14 protein-coding genes are annotated in these 19,669 nt (G+C 34.0%); 8 read left to right on the plus strand and 6 right to left on the minus strand.

From position 1 onward, the window contains the following. Nucleotides 1-22: 22 nt before the first annotated feature. The 3 genes from ACXHHC_RS04505 to ACXHHC_RS04515 are packed head-to-tail and all read right to left on the minus strand — an operon-like array spanning nt 23 to nt 4,238. A complete protein-coding gene (locus tag ACXHHC_RS04505; protein WP_458228460.1) occupies nt 23-2,953 on the minus strand; it encodes a glycoside hydrolase family 3 N-terminal domain-containing protein in 2,931 nt (976 codons plus the stop codon). A gap of 17 nt (nt 2,954-2,970) precedes the next feature. Continuing rightward, nucleotides 2,971-3,459, minus strand: a complete 489-nt coding sequence (locus ACXHHC_RS04510) for an ABC transporter ATPase (protein ID WP_458228461.1) — start codon at nt 3,457-3,459, stop codon at nt 2,971-2,973. 2 nt (nt 3,460-3,461) lie between these two features. Beyond that, the gene (locus ACXHHC_RS04515; RefSeq protein WP_458228462.1) at nt 3,462-4,238 is read right to left on the minus strand and encodes an exonuclease domain-containing protein; all 777 of its coding nucleotides are present in this window, start codon (nt 4,236-4,238) and stop codon (nt 3,462-3,464) included. A gap of 87 nt (nt 4,239-4,325) precedes the next feature. Between ACXHHC_RS04515 and ACXHHC_RS04520 the strand changes: the two genes are divergently transcribed. After that, nucleotides 4,326-4,634 carry a gamma-glutamylcyclotransferase family protein gene (locus tag ACXHHC_RS04520; protein WP_458228463.1) on the plus strand — a complete coding sequence of 103 codons (309 nt, stop codon included), beginning with the start codon at nt 4,326-4,328 and terminating at the stop codon, nt 4,632-4,634. A gap of 179 nt (nt 4,635-4,813) precedes the next feature. On the opposite strand, the gene prfA is transcribed toward ACXHHC_RS04520, so the two are convergent. Next, nucleotides 4,814-5,893 (minus strand): peptide chain release factor 1, encoded by a 1,080-nt coding sequence (prfA, locus tag ACXHHC_RS04525; RefSeq protein WP_458228464.1) that lies wholly within the window; start codon nt 5,891-5,893, stop codon nt 4,814-4,816. Between the two features lie 163 nt (nt 5,894-6,056). Then, a complete protein-coding gene (locus ACXHHC_RS04530) occupies nt 6,057-6,491 on the minus strand; it encodes a DUF4293 domain-containing protein (RefSeq protein ID WP_458228465.1) in 435 nt (144 codons plus the stop codon). 227 nt (nt 6,492-6,718) lie between these two features. Here ACXHHC_RS04530 and rho point away from each other — a divergent pair, with 227 nt between their 5' ends. The 7 genes from rho to ACXHHC_RS04565 all read left to right on the plus strand — a co-directional run bounded on the left by rho (nt 6,719) and on the right by ACXHHC_RS04565 (nt 18,077). Further along, a complete protein-coding gene (rho, locus tag ACXHHC_RS04535) occupies nt 6,719-8,365 on the plus strand; it encodes a transcription termination factor Rho (protein WP_458228466.1) in 1,647 nt (548 codons plus the stop codon). A 180-nt stretch (nt 8,366-8,545) separates the two neighbouring features. Further along, nucleotides 8,546-9,262: a T9SS type A sorting domain-containing protein gene (locus tag ACXHHC_RS04540; protein ID WP_458228467.1), complete on the plus strand. Its 717-nt coding sequence runs from the start codon at nt 8,546-8,548 to the stop codon at nt 9,260-9,262. Nucleotides 9,263-9,518: 256 nt separating this feature from the next. Beyond that, nucleotides 9,519-10,538, plus strand: coding sequence for a hypothetical protein (locus ACXHHC_RS04545; RefSeq protein WP_458228468.1), 1,020 nt, complete (start codon nt 9,519-9,521; stop codon nt 10,536-10,538). 394 nt (nt 10,539-10,932) lie between these two features. Further along, nucleotides 10,933-15,435 (plus strand): glutamate synthase large subunit, encoded by a 4,503-nt coding sequence (gene gltB, locus ACXHHC_RS04550; RefSeq protein ID WP_458228469.1) that lies wholly within the window; start codon nt 10,933-10,935, stop codon nt 15,433-15,435. A gap of 98 nt (nt 15,436-15,533) precedes the next feature. Next, nucleotides 15,534-17,000, plus strand: a complete 1,467-nt coding sequence (locus ACXHHC_RS04555) for a glutamate synthase subunit beta (RefSeq protein ID WP_458228470.1) — start codon at nt 15,534-15,536, stop codon at nt 16,998-17,000. Between the two features lie 137 nt (nt 17,001-17,137). Beyond that, nucleotides 17,138-17,512: a hypothetical protein gene (locus ACXHHC_RS04560; RefSeq protein WP_458228471.1), complete on the plus strand. Its 375-nt coding sequence runs from the start codon at nt 17,138-17,140 to the stop codon at nt 17,510-17,512. 13 nt (nt 17,513-17,525) lie between these two features. Beyond that, nucleotides 17,526-18,077, plus strand: coding sequence for a nucleotidyltransferase family protein (locus tag ACXHHC_RS04565; RefSeq protein ID WP_458228472.1), 552 nt, complete (start codon nt 17,526-17,528; stop codon nt 18,075-18,077). Nucleotides 18,078-18,189: 112 nt separating this feature from the next. Here ACXHHC_RS04565 and ACXHHC_RS04570 read toward each other — a convergent pair whose 3' ends face one another. Then, nucleotides 18,190-19,581, minus strand: coding sequence for an arginine decarboxylase (locus ACXHHC_RS04570; protein ID WP_458228473.1), 1,392 nt, complete (start codon nt 19,579-19,581; stop codon nt 18,190-18,192). Nucleotides 19,582-19,669: the final 88 nt, after the last annotated feature.

A 19,669-nucleotide genomic window follows, 5' to 3' on the forward strand; every position in this document is an offset into this window, starting at 1 on the left:
ATTTTGAATCGCTTTTTTATTTCTATTGCTCTATGGCTTCTTGAATCATTTGCTGAATATTGGTACGGATATCATACCTTCCCAAATCGTTATTATCCATTGTAGGATACGTTCTATTGGATAAAAACACATAAATAAGCTCCGTTTTTGGATCCGCCCAAGTATAAGTTCCCGTAAAACCACTGTGCCCAAAACTTTCTTTAGAAACACAATTACACGTATTCCCTATTTTTCCCTTAGGATCTGGCTTATCTAACACCAGGCCTCTTCTATTATCTCTCGTTGCAAAATAAGCTTTATTAAAAACATTAAATGTATTCGATCTAAAATACTGTTTTCCTCCATAAAAGCCTTTGTTTAGATACAACTGCATTATTTTGGCTACATCATTTGCATTTCCAAACAAACCTGCGTTCCCACTTACACCACCCAACATAGCTGCAGCCATATCGTGTACATCGCCCTGTAACGTTTGATTTCTGTAATACGTATCCTTTTCTGATGGTACAATGCTATCCTTAGCGTACTTTAACAAGGGTTTGTAGGTTAGTCTAGTAGCTCCTAAATTTTTGGTATAAAAATCTTCATAGATTTTCTCCATTGGTTTGTTGTAAAACTTTTCGAACATCTTTTTAGACAATAGAAAAGTTAAATCGGTGTACTTATAATTAATTTTATCTCTTAACGGAGTTGTTTTAATTGTTTGAAAAACACTATCTACATACTCCTTTTTCATATACATATTCTGAGCTATTCTAACCGAATAATCTTTGTTTTTAGTAGAATGATACCACTTTTTCATTGGTTGCTTAGAAACACTATCCAATGTCTTTAAATAGAAAGGAATCCATGCTTTTAAACCAGACTGATGTGTTAACATATCTATAAGCAATAAATTGGCTATAGGCGATTCTTTAAATTCAGGCAGCACTTCAGCAAGCTTATTATCTAACTTGTACTTTCCCGTCTCAAAGCCTTTTAAAAACAAGGGCATTGCTCCTATTACTTTGGTTAACGAAGCTAAATCGTACATAGAATTAGTACTTACTCTCTGCACAGAATCGTAAGTATAGTACCCATACGCTTTCTCAAAAACCACCTTCCCTTTTCTTGCAACCAATACTTGCAACCCAGGAGTCATCTTTTTTTTTATGATAGCATTTGCAACTGAATCTATTTTAGACAATTTAACAGCATCTAAACCTACCTCTTTGGGAGTTCCATATTGCATTCTTTTTAATTCTCCCCTCGTTATTCCACTTCCTACTTTGTATTGATTAGAAACAGAAACTGGCAACTTACCCAAGTATGGTAAAGCCCCAAATATTTGTTGTGCTGCTACAGATTGAAAAACGGGATTGTTCTGATAAGCCACCACAACATTAGACACCTTTTTAAATCCGTTTAATTGCAACAAAGAGTAAGGACTCGTAAAAACAGTTAATATTACTTTTTTGTCTTGAGCTATTTTATTGATTAGCTCAACTTCTCCGTTGGTAAACTTATAGGATTTCCAAGGATGCTCGCTTGATTTATGAAAACCAATCACTACTGTATTGAAATCCGCCAACTTTTTTTGATAGTTCAGTACAGACAAACCTTTTACGTTAGTTACTGTTGTGTACTTATCTAATGTATTTTCAAAAATTAAAGAAGATGCATCTCCAAGGCTTACAGAAGCAACCTTTAAAGTATCCAGTCGTTGTAAAGGCAATAAATTCGCATCGTTTTTAACTAAAGTCACTGCTTTTTCGGCAACTTTCTTAAACAATCTATCATCCTCATTTGTATGAATTCTTTGTTGTAAACCTTCTTGCTTTAACTCTTTTAAATGTTGCAAGTCTGCTAAATACTTTGCTTGTAAGACCTTTTTAACAGAATAATTCAATCGTTCTTCAGAGATGTTACCTTTTTGAATTTCGGTCCTAATTTTGTCAACCCCATTCGCTACATCCATAGGAATCAACAACATATCATTCCCTGCTTTAAAAGCCTCCAAAGAAACCAAATCAGGTGTTGTGTAACTGGCAACCCCATTCATATTCAACCCATCTGTAAAAACCAAACCTCCAAATCCTAATTTACGTTGTAATAAATCTGTAACCACCCCTTTAGCCAAAGATGTAGGTCTTCCCATTTGTGTTTGTAAAGAAGGAATGTCTAAATGAGCCACCATTATACTGGCCAGATTAGAATTTACCAATTGTTTATACGGATACAACTCTAATGAATCTAATCGTTTCCAATCGAACTTTACAACAGGTAATGTTTTATGAGAATCCGCAGCTGTATCTCCATGTCCGGGAAAATGTTTTGCATTTGCTAGTACCCCAACACTTTGCATTCCCTCAATAAAAACCCTGGCTTTTCTGGTAACATTATTTCTATCCTCCCCAAAAGAACGATTTCCAATAATGGGATTTAAAGGATTGGTATTAATATCTACCACTGGAGCAAAATTGATATGCACTCCTACTTCCTTACAATGCTCCCCTATTCGTTGTGCAACTTTATAAATTAAGCGATCATCCTGCACTGCACCCAAAGTCATATTCCAAGGATAAGCAAAAGAGGGTTTTATACGCATCGACAACCCCCATTCCCCATCAAAACCTACCAATAAAGGAGTTTTCGCTTTGGATTGATACTTGTTATACAACTCCACCTGCTTTATTGGAGTTCCCTGCATAAAGATTAACCCACCTATGTGGTATTTTTCTATATAAGATTGAATTTCTTGTTCGTGTGCTTCGTCCTTATTGGAATACGCTTGTACCATAAACAATTGACCTATTTTTTCATCTAAGGTCATTTTATTTAACAAGCTATCTACCCAAACTTCTTGGGCAAAACGGTCTTTAGCCAATAAAGGATTATGAACGGTGAATTTTTGTTGACAAAAAGAATTGGTTGTAGCAACGAATACAAATAGTAAAACTATAACATACCTCATAAAACAATTACGTTTTTTTAAGAATTAAAAAAACGTGCGTGCCAACTATCCTTAGCAGCTACTTCCCACTCATTTGCAACTCCTGCTTTGGTATTTACCATATTATTAAATACAATGGTATCCTTATTTACTTTGTTATTCTTAGCTAAGTTGCTAAAATCTAACATTGGAACCACCTGTAAAGCCTCTTCACTTTTGTATGCTATAGCCAACTTGTTTAACATATCTACATTAAACAATGTCTGAATTTGTTGTACCAATTTTACAGAAGCATCTATAGAACACCCTGACACCTCTACAAAATCTTGATCTACTGCAATGATTAAAAACTGATCGTATTTTACAATAAAACTTCCACGAACATTTTCTCCATGTCTTGTCCATTGTTCTACAAACTCAACCGTCATTTTAGAAACAATTTCTTGTTCTTCTACCGATAACTTTCGGCTACATTGATATATCCAGACTCTTGAGTTGTCTGGCAATTCACTATAGGGTACGTACATATCTATTTAAATTTGTTGTTCAAGGTTTTTAATCGAATGTTCGTTAAAACCTTTTTGGTATATAATGGAAAATCAGCATTCTGCATCCAGTTGTAATATCCCGGATTCTCTTCTAACACATCTAAAACTCTTCTGTTCTTGTATTTTCCAAATGTAAAAACCTCTTCTTCTTTATTGTTAAACTGAATAAACCCAGCAAAATCTGCTCTTTTTTGATGTGATGAATACTCACTTAATGCTGCAACATCTGTACCAATGTCGTCGTATTTTTCTATCTGAGCTAACAATATTTCATATGTAGCATTGGTATCTGCTTCGGCAGAATGGGCTCCTTCCAAATCTTTTCCGCAATAAAACTTATATCCAGCACTTAAGGTTCTTTGCTCTTTTTTATGAAAGATAGTCTGCACATCTACAAACTTTACATTGTCTAATTCAAAGTCTACTTCTGCACGTAACATCTCTTCTGCAAGCAAAGGAATGTCAAAACGATTGGAGTTAAAACCTGCCAAATCGCAGCCCTTAATTATTTGATAAATATCTTTTGACAATTGCTTAAAAGTAGGCTCATCCTTTATTTTCTCTTCTGTAATCCCATGAATATCCGAAGATTCTTTTGGAATGGGAACCGTTGGATTTACCAGCCATGTTTTACTCTCTTTATTCCCATTTGGAAAAACTTTTAAAATGGAAATCTCTACAATTCTATCTACACCTATGTTAACCCCTGTAGTTTCTAGATCAAAAAAAACTATAGGTTTTGTTAATTTTAAATTCATCTACTTTTATATATTCTTATGTAAATTTAGAGAAAACAAGAGAATATAATCCATTATATTCAACAAAAAAAGACGATTTTATCAACTATGAAAAAAGTATTTACATACGGAACATTACAAAACCCTAAAGTACAGGCAGAACTATTTGGTAGACTGTTAAAAGGAAGTGTAGATAAACTTAAAGGATTTAAAAAAGAAAGCATTTTAATAGGAAGACAAACCTACCCTATTTTAACACCTGTCCAAAACTTTAAACAAGCTACTATAGATGGTGTTTGTTATGAACTAACAGAAGAAGACCTTTACAATTGCGATGCTTACGAAGGAATGGAATATAAAAGAATTCAGGTTGTTTTAGATTCTGGGACAGAGGCTTGGGTGTATATAGCTGCGTAGGTAGTAGGTAGTAGGTAGTAGGTAGTAGGTAGTAGGTAGTAGGTAGTAAAAATATTGGTTGCCGAATAAATGGTAAACGAAATTTATATAAAACAAAAAAGATTTAGCTATGCTAAACCTTTTTTGTGAATTTATCTTGACACTCAACCGAATGCCTACTGAATACTGGTTACCGCGAACTATATATTCGCTTCTCCTAATTCTTTTAATTTCTCTGTATTCTCTGTTAATTTTAACTCGTCTATAATTTTGTGAATATCTCCATTTACAATATTACTTAGATCGTACAATGTTAAACCAATTCTGTGTTCTGTTACACGTCCTTGTGGATAGTTATAAGTTCTAATTTTTGCAGATCTATCTCCTGAGCTTACCATTGTTTTACGTTGCGCAGCATCAGCTTCTAATTTCTTAGCCAATTCCACCTCATAAATACGAGAACGTAAAACCTTCATCGCCTTATCTTTATTCTTATGCTGCGATTTTTGATCCTGACACTGAGCTACAATTCCTGTAGGAATGTGTGTTAAACGTACTGCAGAATAGGTAGTGTTTACAGATTGTCCTCCAGGTCCCGAAGAACAGAAAAAATCTACACGTACATCTGCATTGTTAATCACAACATCAAACTCTTCGGCTTCTGGTAAAACCATAACCGTTGCTGCAGAAGTATGTACACGTCCTTGTGTTTCTGTTTGCGGTACTCTTTGCACACGGTGTACTCCCGATTCGAACTTTAAATCTCCATACACATCATCTCCTGTTACACTAAAAATTACTTCTTTAAATCCTCCAGAAGTTCCCTCTGCAATATCTTCTACTTCGCACTTCCAACCTCTACTAGATGCATACTTGGTATACATTCTGTATAAATCTCCGGCAAAAATACTTGCTTCATCTCCTCCTGTACCTGCTCTAATTTCTACAATTACATTCTTAGCATCTTCTGGATCTTTAGGAATCAACATAAACTTGATTTCTTCTTCCAGCAAAGGAATTCTTTCATTAGCTTCATCCAACTCCATTTTCGCCATCTCTACCATCTCTGCATCAGATCCGTCAGCTATAATCTCTTTAGCCTCTTCTATGTTACCAACTAAGCCTTCGTATTCATTGGCTTTTTCAACAACCTTACTTAAGTCTTTGTATTCTTTATTAAGTTTAGCATAACGTTTCTGATCAGAAATAATATCCGGTTGGATAATTAAATCCGACACTTCATCATAACGCTGCTTTACTATTTGTAACTTATCTAACATACTCTGTTTTTTGTAGGGTGCAAAATTACAATTTTTCGATGAACAATTCGCAATTTACACTGGTCAATTACGATGCCTTATACCAGCATGAAAGATTAGATATAAAAAAAACCCTGAAACAAGTTCAGGGTTTAGTCGCACTAAATAAACTAAGATGTTAAGTTTATCGTAACCTATCTACAGATTTTACGAGTTCTTCATCTTTCTTAATTGCTTTGTTTGCCATGACTAGCAAAACAATAACCAAAATAGGAAAGTACAACCCAATACCTTTCTCCGAAATTCCCATTTCTCCAGGTAGATTAATAGATACGTATAACAATACACCTAATAAATAGAAGTTGATAAGAATATTCAATCTGTTTACTACAAACTGACTTTGTCTTTTTTTGTAACCTAGTAATGCAACTATAGCTAACAAAGCAGACAAAATATTAAATACCCCTATGGATTTTAATAACAATGAACTATTAGACAATATAGAAGTTAAAAAAGCACCTCCTTGATCACCCAATTCAAAAAAAGAAACAAAATTTGTTACTACAGCCGTAATAACAAACACCAATAACAAGTATATAGATTGTATTCTTTGAATCATGATTTTTCTAATAACGGAAACAAATTTAAACATTCTTTTTATGTTTAAAGACTTTGTTGGATAAAAAAAAAAACTATATTTGTCACTATCAAACTAAGCCGTTATAGCACAAAGACTTACAAGCTGTAACATTTTCAAAAAAAATCAAATCATAAAATTTCTTTAATTTTTTAAGCTAAAAGCTAAGTTAAAGAAGCACAAATTTTTATTTATTTTATACATTTTACATGTTCGAAATTTCACAATTAAAAGCAAAAACACTTGCGGACTTGCATGAAATTGCTAAATCAATTGGTTTAAAAAAAGTTAGCCAATTGAAAAAACAAGATCTAATCTACAAGATCTTGGACGATCAAGCCGCATTTGAATCTTCAAAAAAAGAAGCTGCAAAAACAAAAGAAACAACTGCCAAAGTTGAACCTAAATCTGAAGTTAAAACTGAAGAAGTTACCCCAGAAAAAGCCTCTGTTAAAAAAACAAGAGCTAGAATTTCTAAAAAAAATACTCCAGAAACAGAAATTAAAAAAGAAAACACCCCTACCTCTACTCCAATTACCAAAACAGAAGCACCTATTAAGAATGATGAAAAACCTACAGGAGATACTAAAACAGAACCTGTAAAAAAACATCATCCTAAGAATGGTGAAAAAAATCACCATAATAACAACAATCAAAGAAATAATAACCACAAGAACAATAACAACCAAAGAGGAAATAAAAATAATAAGGGTAAGAATTTAAAAGACCCTAATTATGAATTTGATGGTATTATTGAAAGTGAAGGAGTTTTAGAGATGATGCCTGACGGATATGGCTTCCTTAGATCGTCTGACTACAATTACCTTTCTTCTCCTGATGATATTTACGTATCTCAGTCTCAAATTAAGTTATTTGGTCTAAAAACCGGAGACACGGTAAAAGGAAATGTAAGACCTCCTAAAGAAGGCGAAAAATACTTTCCACTGATTCGTGTTTCTAAAATAAATGGTCTTTCTCCAAAGGAAGTAAGAGATAGAGTTTCTTTTGAGCACTTAACACCACTTTTCCCAGAAGAGAGATTCAAACTAGCAAACGGTAAAAGTTCTTTATCTACTAGAATTATAGATTTATTTGCTCCTATTGGTAAAGGACAACGTGGAATGATTGTAGCGCAACCAAAAACAGGAAAGACTATGTTACTAAAAGACATTGCCAATGCCATTGCTACCAATCACCCAGAAGTCTATCAGCTGGTATTATTAATAGACGAACGTCCAGAAGAAGTAACAGACATGCAACGTAGTGTTCGTGGAGAAGTTGTAGCTTCTACGTTTGACGAACCTGCAGAAAAACACGTTAAAGTTGCCAATATTGTTTTAGAAAAAGCAAAACGCTTGGTAGAATGTGGGCACGATGTTGTAATCTTACTAGACTCTATTACTCGTTTGGCAAGAGCTTATAACACGGTTGCACCAGCATCAGGAAAAATATTATCTGGAGGTATTGATGCCAATGCATTACACAAACCAAAAAGATTCTTTGGTGCTGCCAGAAATATTGAAGGGGGTGGTTCTTTAAGTATTATTGCTACCGCACTTACCGAGACAGGTTCTAAAATGGACGAAGTTATCTTTGAGGAATTCAAAGGAACCGGTAACATGGAACTTCAGTTAGAAAGAAACATTGCCAATAGAAGAATATACCCTGCTATTGATTTAATTAAATCTAGCACACGTAGAGACGACCTATTACTTGACGAAAAAACAGTACAACGCATGTGGGTTTTAAGAAAATACCTAGCCGACATGAACCCTGTTGAAGCAATGGAGTTTATTAAAGACCGAATTAGAACCTCTAAAAACAATGATGAGTTTTTAATCTCTATGAATGGTTAAACACCTGTAAAACAACACGTCTCCAATTAAAAAGTAAAGGCATAGTTCAGAACTATGCCTTCTTTCGTTTTCTATACTACCAATCCACAATCAATAAAAGGCAGCTCTCTAACCATATGTTCCGATAAAACTCAACATCCCAAAGTAATTTTACTTCATTAATTCATAAAACTAATACATATGAAAAAAATTACTTTAACATTATTTACTATTGCACTTTCTGCTGTGTCTTACGCACAAAGAGTTGCTCCTACATTTGTTTTAACAAACAAATCAGACATGCAAATTGGGGGAGAGAGTGAATTAACTTTTGAACCCGGTCAAACTTATACATTCAACTACACATACACACTTGGTTCAACGGATGGAATAGATGATGCTTTTGAGTTTACTTTAGTTAGACTTCAAGACGAAACAGGTGCTGATGCTACAACTTGGGCAAACGCTCCAATGGAAGGTACAACTAACAAATGGCCAGGTGTTGGAACTGGAGGAATGATAAGTGCTACAATTGAAGTACCTGCAAGTACTCCTTTATCATCTGACACTTCAAACCCAATGAGCTACAGACTACATTCTTATTTATCTTTTCACCCTGATGGTGGTACACAAAAATATGGAGCTGAAGGAGCACAGGAAACCATTACAGCTTTTGTAAGAAGTGCTGCTGAAATCGCAACTCTATCTTTTAACAAAAAAACATTGGAAGGTGTAAGCATTGGAGACGACAGTATTGCTTTTGGTACACAACACTTAGAAGGAGCATACACCATCTATAACATAACTGGACAAAAAGCACAAAGCGGATCTGTGTCTAGCGAAGTTAACATAGCTTCTCTAGCTTCTGGAGTATATATATTAACTACAGAAAAAGGTTCTTTAAAATTTGTTAAATAACCGACAAACTAAACTATTTACTTCTTAAAAGAAGTAAAACAATTTCAACAAGAGTGTACTAGTATCCCTAGTACACTCTTGTTTTTTTAGCACAATTCACACTCAACAAAAAGGTTTTTTTAATTAAAAACAGATTGTTCAGAATTCATCTATCAAAACTCAATCTGAACATATGGTATACCTCACAAGTCATTTGTTGCATCTAGAAAATTAACAAAAAATTAACTTTAAAGAACTAATTTTTAAAAACTAACAAATGAAAAAAATTACTTTTAAATTTTTTGCAATTCTATCTTTAATGATTGCAAGTATCACCAATGCAAACGCAGCAGCTACAATTAAAACTATTAATGGTACAGCTCTTAATGATTACATAGCAGCCAACCCTAATTTTACCGGTGGAGATGTTTTAACTGTTGTTGTTGGTTATACAAGTGCAACAAGCACAACCCTTAACTTACGATTCTTAAATGACTGGACCGTTATAAGCGGTGCTACTACAGCAACTGAAACAATAATTAGTGGTGATGCTAATGAAAACGAAATAACATTCACTCTTACTGTTCCAGAAGTAAATCCAGCTATTACAACAGCTAGACTACAAGTTTACGGGGGAGCTAGTACTAATAAATCTGGTTTTGGAATTGCTGCTGCCGCAATTGCAGTAAATGCATCTGCAAGTATAACTAGTATTGATGGTCAAACTCCAGCTAATTATTATACATCTGTTAGCGGTGCATTAATAGAAGGAGATGTTTTAACTATTGGTTTTGACTACCTTGCTGTAAAATCGACTGACGGGATTGAATCACCTCTTGTTAAAATAAGATTTTTAGATGCAGGTTTTACACCTATACCTGAGGGTACTCAAGTGGATATCCCTGTTACTTATGACGAAAGCACAAACTCTTCAACCGCAGATATTACAGTTCCTAATGTTGGTACAAACTTAAGTGAAGTAAGAATACAAATTTTTGTTTATGGGTTTAATGGAACTACAGATGCCAATGCATTTTTCACGGCAAATGCTGGAGGTCTATTTAGTATTGATGCATCAACATTATCTTACAACAAAGCTAAATTAGAAAATGTTACTGTAGGTAGCGATGCTATTACTTTTAGTGCAAAATATTTAAATGACGAATACACCATCTACAACATTACTGGTCAAGCATCTCAAAGTGGATCTATTTCTAGCGAAGTAAGCATTGAGTCTTTAGTTTCTGGTGTTTACATCTTAACAACAGACAAAGGATCATTAAAATTTGTTAAATAAGCCTTCTTTATAAAGAAAGATAAAGCAAACCAAATAAGGTGCTTAAACTATTGTTTAAGCACCTTATTTTTTATGTAAAAACGGAGAAATCAGTCCAAAAACAGACTGACAAATTACAGTTTTTATAAAAAACAACAATACATAATCAATCTAAATAACTTAATAAGCTTTGCTACAACCAATTACAATAAACAACTGAGAATAAGGACTTAAGTTATGTTTTCAAGTCAAAAAAAACAAGGGCTTTATTTTATCATATTCACAATATTAAACCCTGTAATTTATCGTTTTCTCACCAAATGAAAGTTTAACCAAAAACAAACGTATTCATAATGAATGTTTATTTGTAATTCATATATAAATGCTTAATTTTGTGACCCTATATTTTTAGAGTATGATACAGAAACAAGGACTTTATTTACCAGAATTTGAGCATGAAAACTGTGGTGCTGGTTTTATCTGTAACCTTAAAGGTGAAAAGACAAACCAAATTATTCACGATGCATTAGAGATTTTAGTGAAATTGGAACACCGAGGAGGTGTTAGTGCAGATGGAAAAACAGGAGATGGTGCTGGTTTATTAATTGATATACCTCACGACTATTTTAAAAGAGTTTGTGAGTTTGACTTACCAGAGGCACGAAAGTATGCCGTAGGTATGGTATTCTTACCAAAGAATCCAAACCAATACAAATTCTGTAAGGCTGAATTTGAAAAAGAAATTAAAGATCAAGGCTTAGAAATCTTAGGATGGAGAACTGTTCCTGTAGATTCTACTCAATTAGGAGAGATTGCTTTGGCTTCTGAACCAAACATTGAGCAAGTTTTTATTGCACAAGGTGATTTAGAAGAAAACATCTTTAGAGCTAAATTGTATGCTGCACGTAAAATAGCAGAACATACTATCAGCAATTCTAAAATGTCAGAAGCGGATTACTTCTATTTACCAAGTTTATCTAATACGACTCTTATCTACAAAGGTATTATTATGCCAGAAGATATTGGTCCTTACTATACAGATTTACAACAACCAGATTTAGTAACTCGTTTAGCGTTGGTACACCAACGTTTCTCTACGAACACTATGCCTGCTTGGGAATTGGCTCAACCATTTAGATTCTTATGTCAGAATGGAGAAATCAACACCTTAAGAGGTAACGTATCTAGAATGCGTGTTCGTGAAGAGATTATGGCTTCTGGAGTATTTGGAGATCAAATTGAAAAATTATTCCCAATTATATTACCAGGAAAGTCAGATTCTGCTTCTATGGATATGTCTGTTGAGTTGTTAACTTTAACAGGTCGTTCTTTACCAGAAGTAATGATGATGACAATTCCTGAAGCTTGGGAAAAGCATGCTACCATGTCTGAGGACAGAAAAGCGTTCTACGAATACAACTCTTGTATTATGGAACCTTGGGATGGTCCTGCTTCTGTACCTTTTACAGATGGAGATTATGTTGGAGCATTATTAGACCGTAATGGTTTAAGACCTTCTCGTTATACTGTAACTAAGAGTGGTAAATTAATCATGTCATCAGAAGTTGGTGTAGTAGATGTTGAACCATCTGACATTGAGTCTCATGGACGTTTAGAGCCAGGGAAAATGTTCTTAGTAGACATGAACGAAGGTAAAATCATTGGTGATGAGGAAATCAAAAACAAAATTGTTTCTGAGAGACCTTACAAAAAATGGTTAGAAGAAAAGAGTTTAAAGTTAAAAGATGTGCCTAACAACAACGAGGCTTGTCCAATTGAAACTTTAGATTTAAAAACAAGACAACGTTTGTACAACTATACTATTGAAGATATTCAAGAAGTAATTGTACCAATGGCTCAGGTAGGAAAAGAAGCATTAGGTTCTATGGGTATTGATACTCCTTTGGCAGTATTATCAGATAGACCTCAGTTAATCTCTAACTACTTTAAGCAATTATTTGCTCAGGTTACCAACCCACCTTTGGATGGTATTCGTGAGGAAGTAGTAACTGATATCAGTTTGGCATTAGGTCATGATAAAAACATCTTTGACATTACTGCTGATCAATGTAAAAAATTAAGAATTCAGAATCCTGTTATCTCTAACAACGATTTAGAGAAAATCCGTCATATAAATGTAGATGGTTTCAAAGCTGAAACTATTGAAATGTTATATACTAAGGAAAAAGGGATGAACGGTTTAGAAGATGGTTTAGATGAAATCATCACTAAAATTTCTAAAGCGGTAGATAATGGTGTTAATATCATCATCTTATCAGATAGAGGTGCTAAAGAAGGATTGGCTCCAATTCCATCTTTATTAGCTTGTTCTTACGTTCACCACCAAATGAACCGTTTACGTAAGCGTTCTTACTTCGATATTGTAATCGAATCTGCAGAACCGCGTGAGCCTCATCATTTTGCTACCTTATTTGGTTACGGTGCTTCTGCAGTAAACCCTTACATGGTAAACGAAATTATCCGTTTACAAGTACAAGAAGGATTTATTGAATTAGACGAGCAAAAAGCTGTAGATAACTTTAACAAAGCAATTGGTAAAGGAATCTTAAAGGTGATGAACAAAATTGGAATCTCTACATTACACTCGTACAGAGGTTCTCAAATTTTCGAAATTGTAGGTTTCAACTCAGAATTCGTAAACAAATACTTCCCTTACACTGCTTCTAGAATAGAAGGTATCGGATTGTACGAAATTGAAAAAGAAATCAACGAAAGATATAAATACGCGTATCCAGACACTTATGTAGACAAGCGTTTAGGTTTAAACATTGGTGGAGATTACAGATGGAGACGTAATGGTGAACGTCATATTTTTAACCCAACTACAGTTGCTAAATTACAGCAAGCAGTACGTTTGAGTGATCAAAAATCGTATGATGTTTATAAGAATGCTATTAACGAGCAGTCTAAAAACTTATTAACCATTCGTGGATTGTTTGAGTTTAACAACTTAGACCCTATTCCTTTAGATGAAGTAGAACCATGGACAGAAATTGTAAAGCGTTTTAAAACGGGTGCAATGTCTTACGGATCTATCTCTCGTGAAGCGCACGAAAACTTAGCCATTGCGATGAACCGTTTAGGTGGTAAATCTAACTCTGGAGAAGGTGGTGAAGACAGAAGACGTTTCCAACCAGATGCAAATGGAGACAATAAAAACTCTGCAATTAAGCAGGTAGCTTCTGGACGTTTTGGGGTAACTTCTCATTACTTAAGTTCAGCAAAAGAAATTCAAATTAAAATGGCTCAGGGTGCTAAGCCAGGAGAAGGTGGTCAGTTACCAGGTACAAAAGTTTTACCATGGATTGCTGATGCTCGTAACTCAACTCCTTTTGTAGGATTGATTTCTCCCCCACCTCACCATGATATTTACTCTATTGAAGATTTAGCACAATTAATTTACGATTTAAAGAATGCAAATCGTGAAGCTAGAATCAACGTAAAATTAGTATCTGAGGTTGGAGTTGGTACCATTGCTGCCGGAGTTTCTAAAGCAAAAGCAGATGTTGTATTAATTTCTGGTTATGATGGTGGTACAGGAGCTTCTCCTTTAACATCTTTAAAACACGCTGGTTTACCTTGGGAACTTGGTTTAGCAGAAGCACAACAAACATTGGTATTAAACAATTTACGTTCTCGTATTGTTGTTGAATGTGATGGTCAGTTAAAAACAGGACGTGATGTTGCTATCGCGGCTTTATTAGGAGCTGAAGAATTTGGTTTTGCAACGGCACCATTAGTAGCTTCTGGATGTATTATGATGCGTAAGTGTCACTTAAATACTTGTCCAGTAGGTATTGCTACTCAAGATAAAGAATTACGTAAGAACTTTAAGGGTACTCCAGAACACGTAATTAACTTCTTCTACTATGTAGCAAACGAATTAAGAGAAATTATGGCTCAATTAGGATTCCGTACAATGGATGAAATGATTGGTCAGACTCAAAAAATAAATGCTAATAATGCAATTGAGCATTACAAAGCAAAAGGGTTAGATTTATCTGCTATTTTACACCAACCTGCTGGATACAGCAACTTACCGGTTAAGAATAGTGAAAAGCAAGATCATAACTTAGACAATGTAATTGACTTTACTATTTTAAAAGATGCACATGCTGCTATCTTTAGAAAAGAAGTTACCAACTTAGAATATCCTATTGGAAACACAGATCGTTCTGTAGGAGCTATTGTTTCTAACGAAGTTTCTAAGATTTATGGTCACTTAGGATTGCCAGAAGATACTTTAAATATTAAATTTAAAGGTTCGGCAGGACAATCTTTAGGAGTATTTGGAGCACATGGTATTACATATACTGTAGAAGGTAACACAAACGATTACTTAGGTAAAGGTTTATCTGGTGGTAAATTAATTGTTAAAAAACCTACAGATGCAGACTTTGTAGCAGAAGACAACATTATTGTTGGTAACGTTTGTTTGTTTGGAGCTGTAAAAGGTGAAGCATACATTAACGGTATTGCTGGTGAACGTTTTGCGGTTCGTAACTCTGGAGCTACTGCGGTAGTAGAAGGGTTAGGAGATCACGGATGTGAATACATGACTGGAGGTAGAATTGTAGTATTAGGAGATACAGGTCGTAACTTTGCAGCAGGAATGTCTGGAGGATACGCTTATGTATTAAACACTACAGGACAATTTACAAACGGATTGTGTAATGAAGAAACAATTGACTTTGATCCTATTACAGAAGAAGATGCAGCTGAATTGAAAGGATTGATAGAAAAGCACGTTTCTTACACAGGAAGTAACAGAGGTAAAGAAGTGTTGGCTGACTGGGAAAATAACTTAGCTAAGTTTGTAAAAGTAATGCCTAAAGAATACAAAGTAGCTTTAGAGCGTATTGCAAACGAAGAACCAATGGTTGAAGAATTAGTATAATTAGTAACAAGTAATGAGTACAAAGTATCAAGTTCTACTAAACTTTGTACTCACTACTTAATGCTTTATACAAAATAAAAACTCATAACTTATAAAATATGGGAAAAGTAACTGGATTTAAAGAATTCGAAAGAAAAGACGAATCGTACAAAGCTGTAGAAGAGCGTGTACAACATTATAATGAATTTACAGTTCCATTAAGCGAGACTGAAATTACAGAGCAAGGATCTCGTTGTATGGATTGTGGTATCCCTTTCTGTCACAGTGGTTGTCCGTTAGGAAACCTTATTCCTGACTTTAACCAAATGGTGCACCAAGGTGAGTGGCAAAAAGCTTCTTGGATATTACACTCTACAAATAACTTCCCTGAATTTACAGGACGTTTATGTCCTGCTCCATGTGAAAAAGCATGTGTATTGGGAATCATAGAGGATCCTATCTCTATTGAAAATATTGAAAAGAACATTGTGGAACGTGCTTTTAAAGAAGGATGGATTAAACCACAAGCTCCTAAAAATAGAACTGGAAAAACTGTTGCTGTTATTGGTTCTGGACCTGCAGGTTTAGCCACAGCGCAACAATTAAACAGAGCAGGACACTTGGTAACCGTTTTTGAAAGAGACGATGAAATTGGTGGATTGTTACGTTACGGTATTCCTAACTTTAAAATGGAAAAACACATTATTGATAGACGTGTAGCTATTTTAGAAGCAGAAGGAATTACTTTTAAAGTAAATGCAAACGTAGGTAAAAACGTTTCTGTTGAGGAATTAAAAGCTTTTGATGCAGTTGTATTAGCAGGTGGAGCTACAGAAAGACGTTCTTTACCAACTCCTGGTATAGATGCTGATGGTGTAGTACAGGCAATGGATTTCTTAACACAACAAACTAAAGTTGTTTTAGGTAAAGAAGTAAAAGACCAAGTAATGGCTACAGATAAAAATGTAATTGTTATTGGTGGTGGAGATACTGGTTCTGACTGTGTAGGTACTTCTAACAGACATGGAGCAAAATCGGTAACGAACTTTGAGATTATGCCAAAACCTCCAGGACACCGTTCTCCTACAACTCCTTGGCCATACTGGCCTTTACAGTTAAAAACTTCTTCTTCTCATAAAGAAGGATGTGATCGTAACTGGTTAATTAACACCAAAGAGTTTGTTAAAGACGAAAATGGAAAGTTAATCGCCTTAAAAACAGTAAATGTTGAGTGGGAAATGGTTCCAGGACAACGTCCAAAATTAATCGAGATCGAAGGTACTGAAAAAACATACCCTTGTGATTTAGCTTTATTAGCTTTAGGATTTACAGGACCAGAGAACTACTTAGCAACTCAATTAGGAATTGAAACAGATGCTCGTTCTAACTACAAAGCAGAATACGGAAAGTACCAAACAAACGTACCTAACATTTTTGCTGCAGGAGATATGCGTAGAGGTCAATCTTTAATTGTATGGGCTATTTCTGAAGGTAGAGAATGTGCTCGTCAAGTAGACATCTTCTTAATGGGTAAATCTGATTTACCTTCTAAAAACGAAGCAGGAGATTTAGTAGGAGTTCAATAAGAACTTTTAAACTCTAAAATATAGGTAAAACCTCATTCCAATTTGGAATGAGGTTTTTTTATTGTCTAATGGCTATATTTACGTTTATTAAGAAACTAGAATACATATTCATTAAAGGAACTTAGAGTTAATTATAAATGACTACAAAAGATATAGAATATCTCTTAGCTAATGAAACAGGTACTATTTTACTTAAAAAAGAATCTGAGAAATCTTTTTTTGAAAGTTTATTAGAAAATTGGACCTCTATAATTTCTCTTATATACTATTTAAAGAGGAGAAAATACGACTATTTGATTTTAACAAATAGAAGAATAATTATAATAGTCAGAAATAAAAAGTCCAAAGAAATACTAATAGAAGGCTTTACTTCATGTAACTATAATGGAATTAAGTGTGAATTAGAAATTAATAATTCAAAAGGCACCATAACTGTACCTCTTAAAAGTTTACGTATTAATTATGAGGGAGGGAAGTTACTACGAAGAAAATTAAGAATAGAAGACATCTAACCAATAATCAAAAATGAATCAACAGTTAAAAAGCGAACTACTAGCGACTATTACAAACGATGAATGGATGATTGGTATTTTAAAAACCGTTAGAAATTTAAACCTAAATGATTGTTGGATTGGAGCTGGTTTTGTTAGAAACAAAATTTGGGATGTAAAACACGGTAAAGAAAGAACAGCACTTAATGATATTGATGTCATTTATTTTGATGCATTAAGTACGACCAAAACACAGGACTTACAAATAGAGAATACACTCCAAACACTAAATCCTGAATTAAATTGGTCTGTTAAGAATCAAGCTAGAATGCACCTTAGAAACGGACACAAACCTTATAAAGATTGTAATACAGCTATTTCTTTTTGGCCAGAAACAGCTACTTCTATAGCAGTTAGAATTAATTTAGAAAACCAAATAGAATGTCTTGCTCCACATGGTTTAGAGGATTTATTTAACCTTGTAGTGGTACCAACACCCCAGTTTAATTTAAGCATCTACGCTCGTAGAATTCAAAAGAAAAATTGGAACAAAAAATGGAATCAACTAACAATAAAAATGGAATAGCATTGCTTCCTAAAACAGCTATACTAAAAGTGAATTATAAAAGAAACAAAAGCCATTCCTAACTAAAGGAATAGCTTTTGGAGTATAAATATATAATTAATCAGGATGGTTCTTAATATCCAAGTACCTCTAGCATTTCCCTACTAGATTGTTCTTTTCTGTACACATGATGTACAATTTCACCGTCTTCATTTTTATTTAAAATAATATGCTTTGGGGATGGAATTAAGCAATGCTGAATTCCGCCATAGCCAGAAATTGCTTCTTGATAAGCTCCTGTGTTAAAAAAACCTACAAATAACGTTTCATCTTCTTTATACTCGGGTAGGTAAATTGCATTTATATGTTGTTCAGAATTGTAGTAATCATCGCTATCGCAAGTAAGTCCCCCCAAAAATACACGCTCGTATTTTTCGTTCCAACGGTTTATTGGCAACATAATAAAACGTTTGCTAATTGCCCAGGTATCTGGTAAAGTAGTCATAAAAGAACTGTCTATCATGTTCCAACGCTCTCTGTCGTTTTGTTTCTTTTGGTTTAATACAGAATAAATCATTCCTCCAGATTCTGCTACCGTAAAAGAGCCAAACTCTGTAAAAATATTAGGATGTTTTGCTCCAACAGACTCTGCACCCATTTTAATCTGGCTGGTAATTTCTGTAATCATATACTGATAATCAAAATCGAACTGTAACGAATTTTTTACAGGAAAACCTCCCCCAATGTCTAAATGATGAATATTAGCTCCTACACTAATTAAATTGGTATATACATTGATAAACTTTCTCAATTCGTTCCAGTAGTAAGCATTGTCTCTAATTCCGGTATTCACAAAGAAATGCAACATTGTTAACTCAAAACGATCGTGGTTCTTAATCCTAGATTCATAAAATGGAACTACATCTTTATAGCCTATTCCCAAACGAGAGGTATAAAACTCAAACTTAGGATCTTCTTCAGAAGCAATTCTAATTCCTATTTGAAGTTTGGTATGAATTAAATCATCCAACAACTCAAACTCATCAAAACTATCTATAATAGGAATAATTCTATCAAAACCTAAGTCTATCAATCGTCTAATATTAGCAATGTATTCTTTGGTTTTATAGCCATTACACAATACATAAATATGATCACTTAACAGACCTTTTTGATAAAGAGAAATAATAATTTCTATATCAAAAGCAGAAGAAGTTTCTATATGAGCATTAAACTTAGCACATTCTTTTAGCACATAATTAAAATGAGAACTTTTGGTACAATAACAATAATGGTAACTTCCTTGGTAAGACAACTCTTTAAAAGCAGCAGAAAACCAATCTCTACACTTTTTAATTTGTTCACCAATTACAGGTAAATAGGTAAACCGTAAAGGAGTCCCATAGGTATTTACCAAAGACATCAAATCTATGCCTCTAAATTGCAATGTCTCATTTTTTAGTTTGAATTCTTCCTGTGGAAAATCAAACGTTTGTTCAATTAAATCTATATACTTATCCTTCATTATATATAAATCAATCCGTCTAAAAGGTTATTATGTATTCTTGTAATCGACTGGCAAAGTAAATTCAAATAGTGAAATTAATCACTAT

This window comes from Wenyingzhuangia sp. IMCC45574 (assembly GCF_054182685.1).

Coding starts and splice junctions, on each gene's coding strand:
- ACXHHC_RS04505 (WP_458228460.1), bottom strand. CDS start 2,953: ATGAGGTATGTTATAGTTTTACTATTTGTATTCGTTGCTACAACCAAT.
- ACXHHC_RS04510 (WP_458228461.1), bottom strand. CDS start 3,459: ATGTACGTACCCTATAGTGAATTGCCAGACAACTCAAGAGTCTGGATA.
- ACXHHC_RS04515 (WP_458228462.1), bottom strand. CDS start 4,238: ATGAATTTAAAATTAACAAAACCTATAGTTTTTTTTGATCTAGAAACT.
- ACXHHC_RS04520 (WP_458228463.1), top strand. CDS start 4,326: ATGAAAAAAGTATTTACATACGGAACATTACAAAACCCTAAAGTACAG.
- prfA (WP_458228464.1), bottom strand. CDS start 5,893: ATGTTAGATAAGTTACAAATAGTAAAGCAGCGTTATGATGAAGTGTCG.
- ACXHHC_RS04530 (WP_458228465.1), bottom strand. CDS start 6,491: ATGATTCAAAGAATACAATCTATATACTTGTTATTGGTGTTTGTTATT.
- rho (WP_458228466.1), top strand. CDS start 6,719: ATGTTCGAAATTTCACAATTAAAAGCAAAAACACTTGCGGACTTGCAT.
- ACXHHC_RS04540 (WP_458228467.1), top strand. CDS start 8,546: ATGAAAAAAATTACTTTAACATTATTTACTATTGCACTTTCTGCTGTG.
- ACXHHC_RS04545 (WP_458228468.1), top strand. CDS start 9,519: ATGAAAAAAATTACTTTTAAATTTTTTGCAATTCTATCTTTAATGATT.
- gltB (WP_458228469.1), top strand. CDS start 10,933: ATGATACAGAAACAAGGACTTTATTTACCAGAATTTGAGCATGAAAAC.
- ACXHHC_RS04555 (WP_458228470.1), top strand. CDS start 15,534: ATGGGAAAAGTAACTGGATTTAAAGAATTCGAAAGAAAAGACGAATCG.
- ACXHHC_RS04560 (WP_458228471.1), top strand. CDS start 17,138: ATGACTACAAAAGATATAGAATATCTCTTAGCTAATGAAACAGGTACT.
- ACXHHC_RS04565 (WP_458228472.1), top strand. CDS start 17,526: ATGAATCAACAGTTAAAAAGCGAACTACTAGCGACTATTACAAACGAT.
- ACXHHC_RS04570 (WP_458228473.1), bottom strand. CDS start 19,581: ATGAAGGATAAGTATATAGATTTAATTGAACAAACGTTTGATTTTCCA.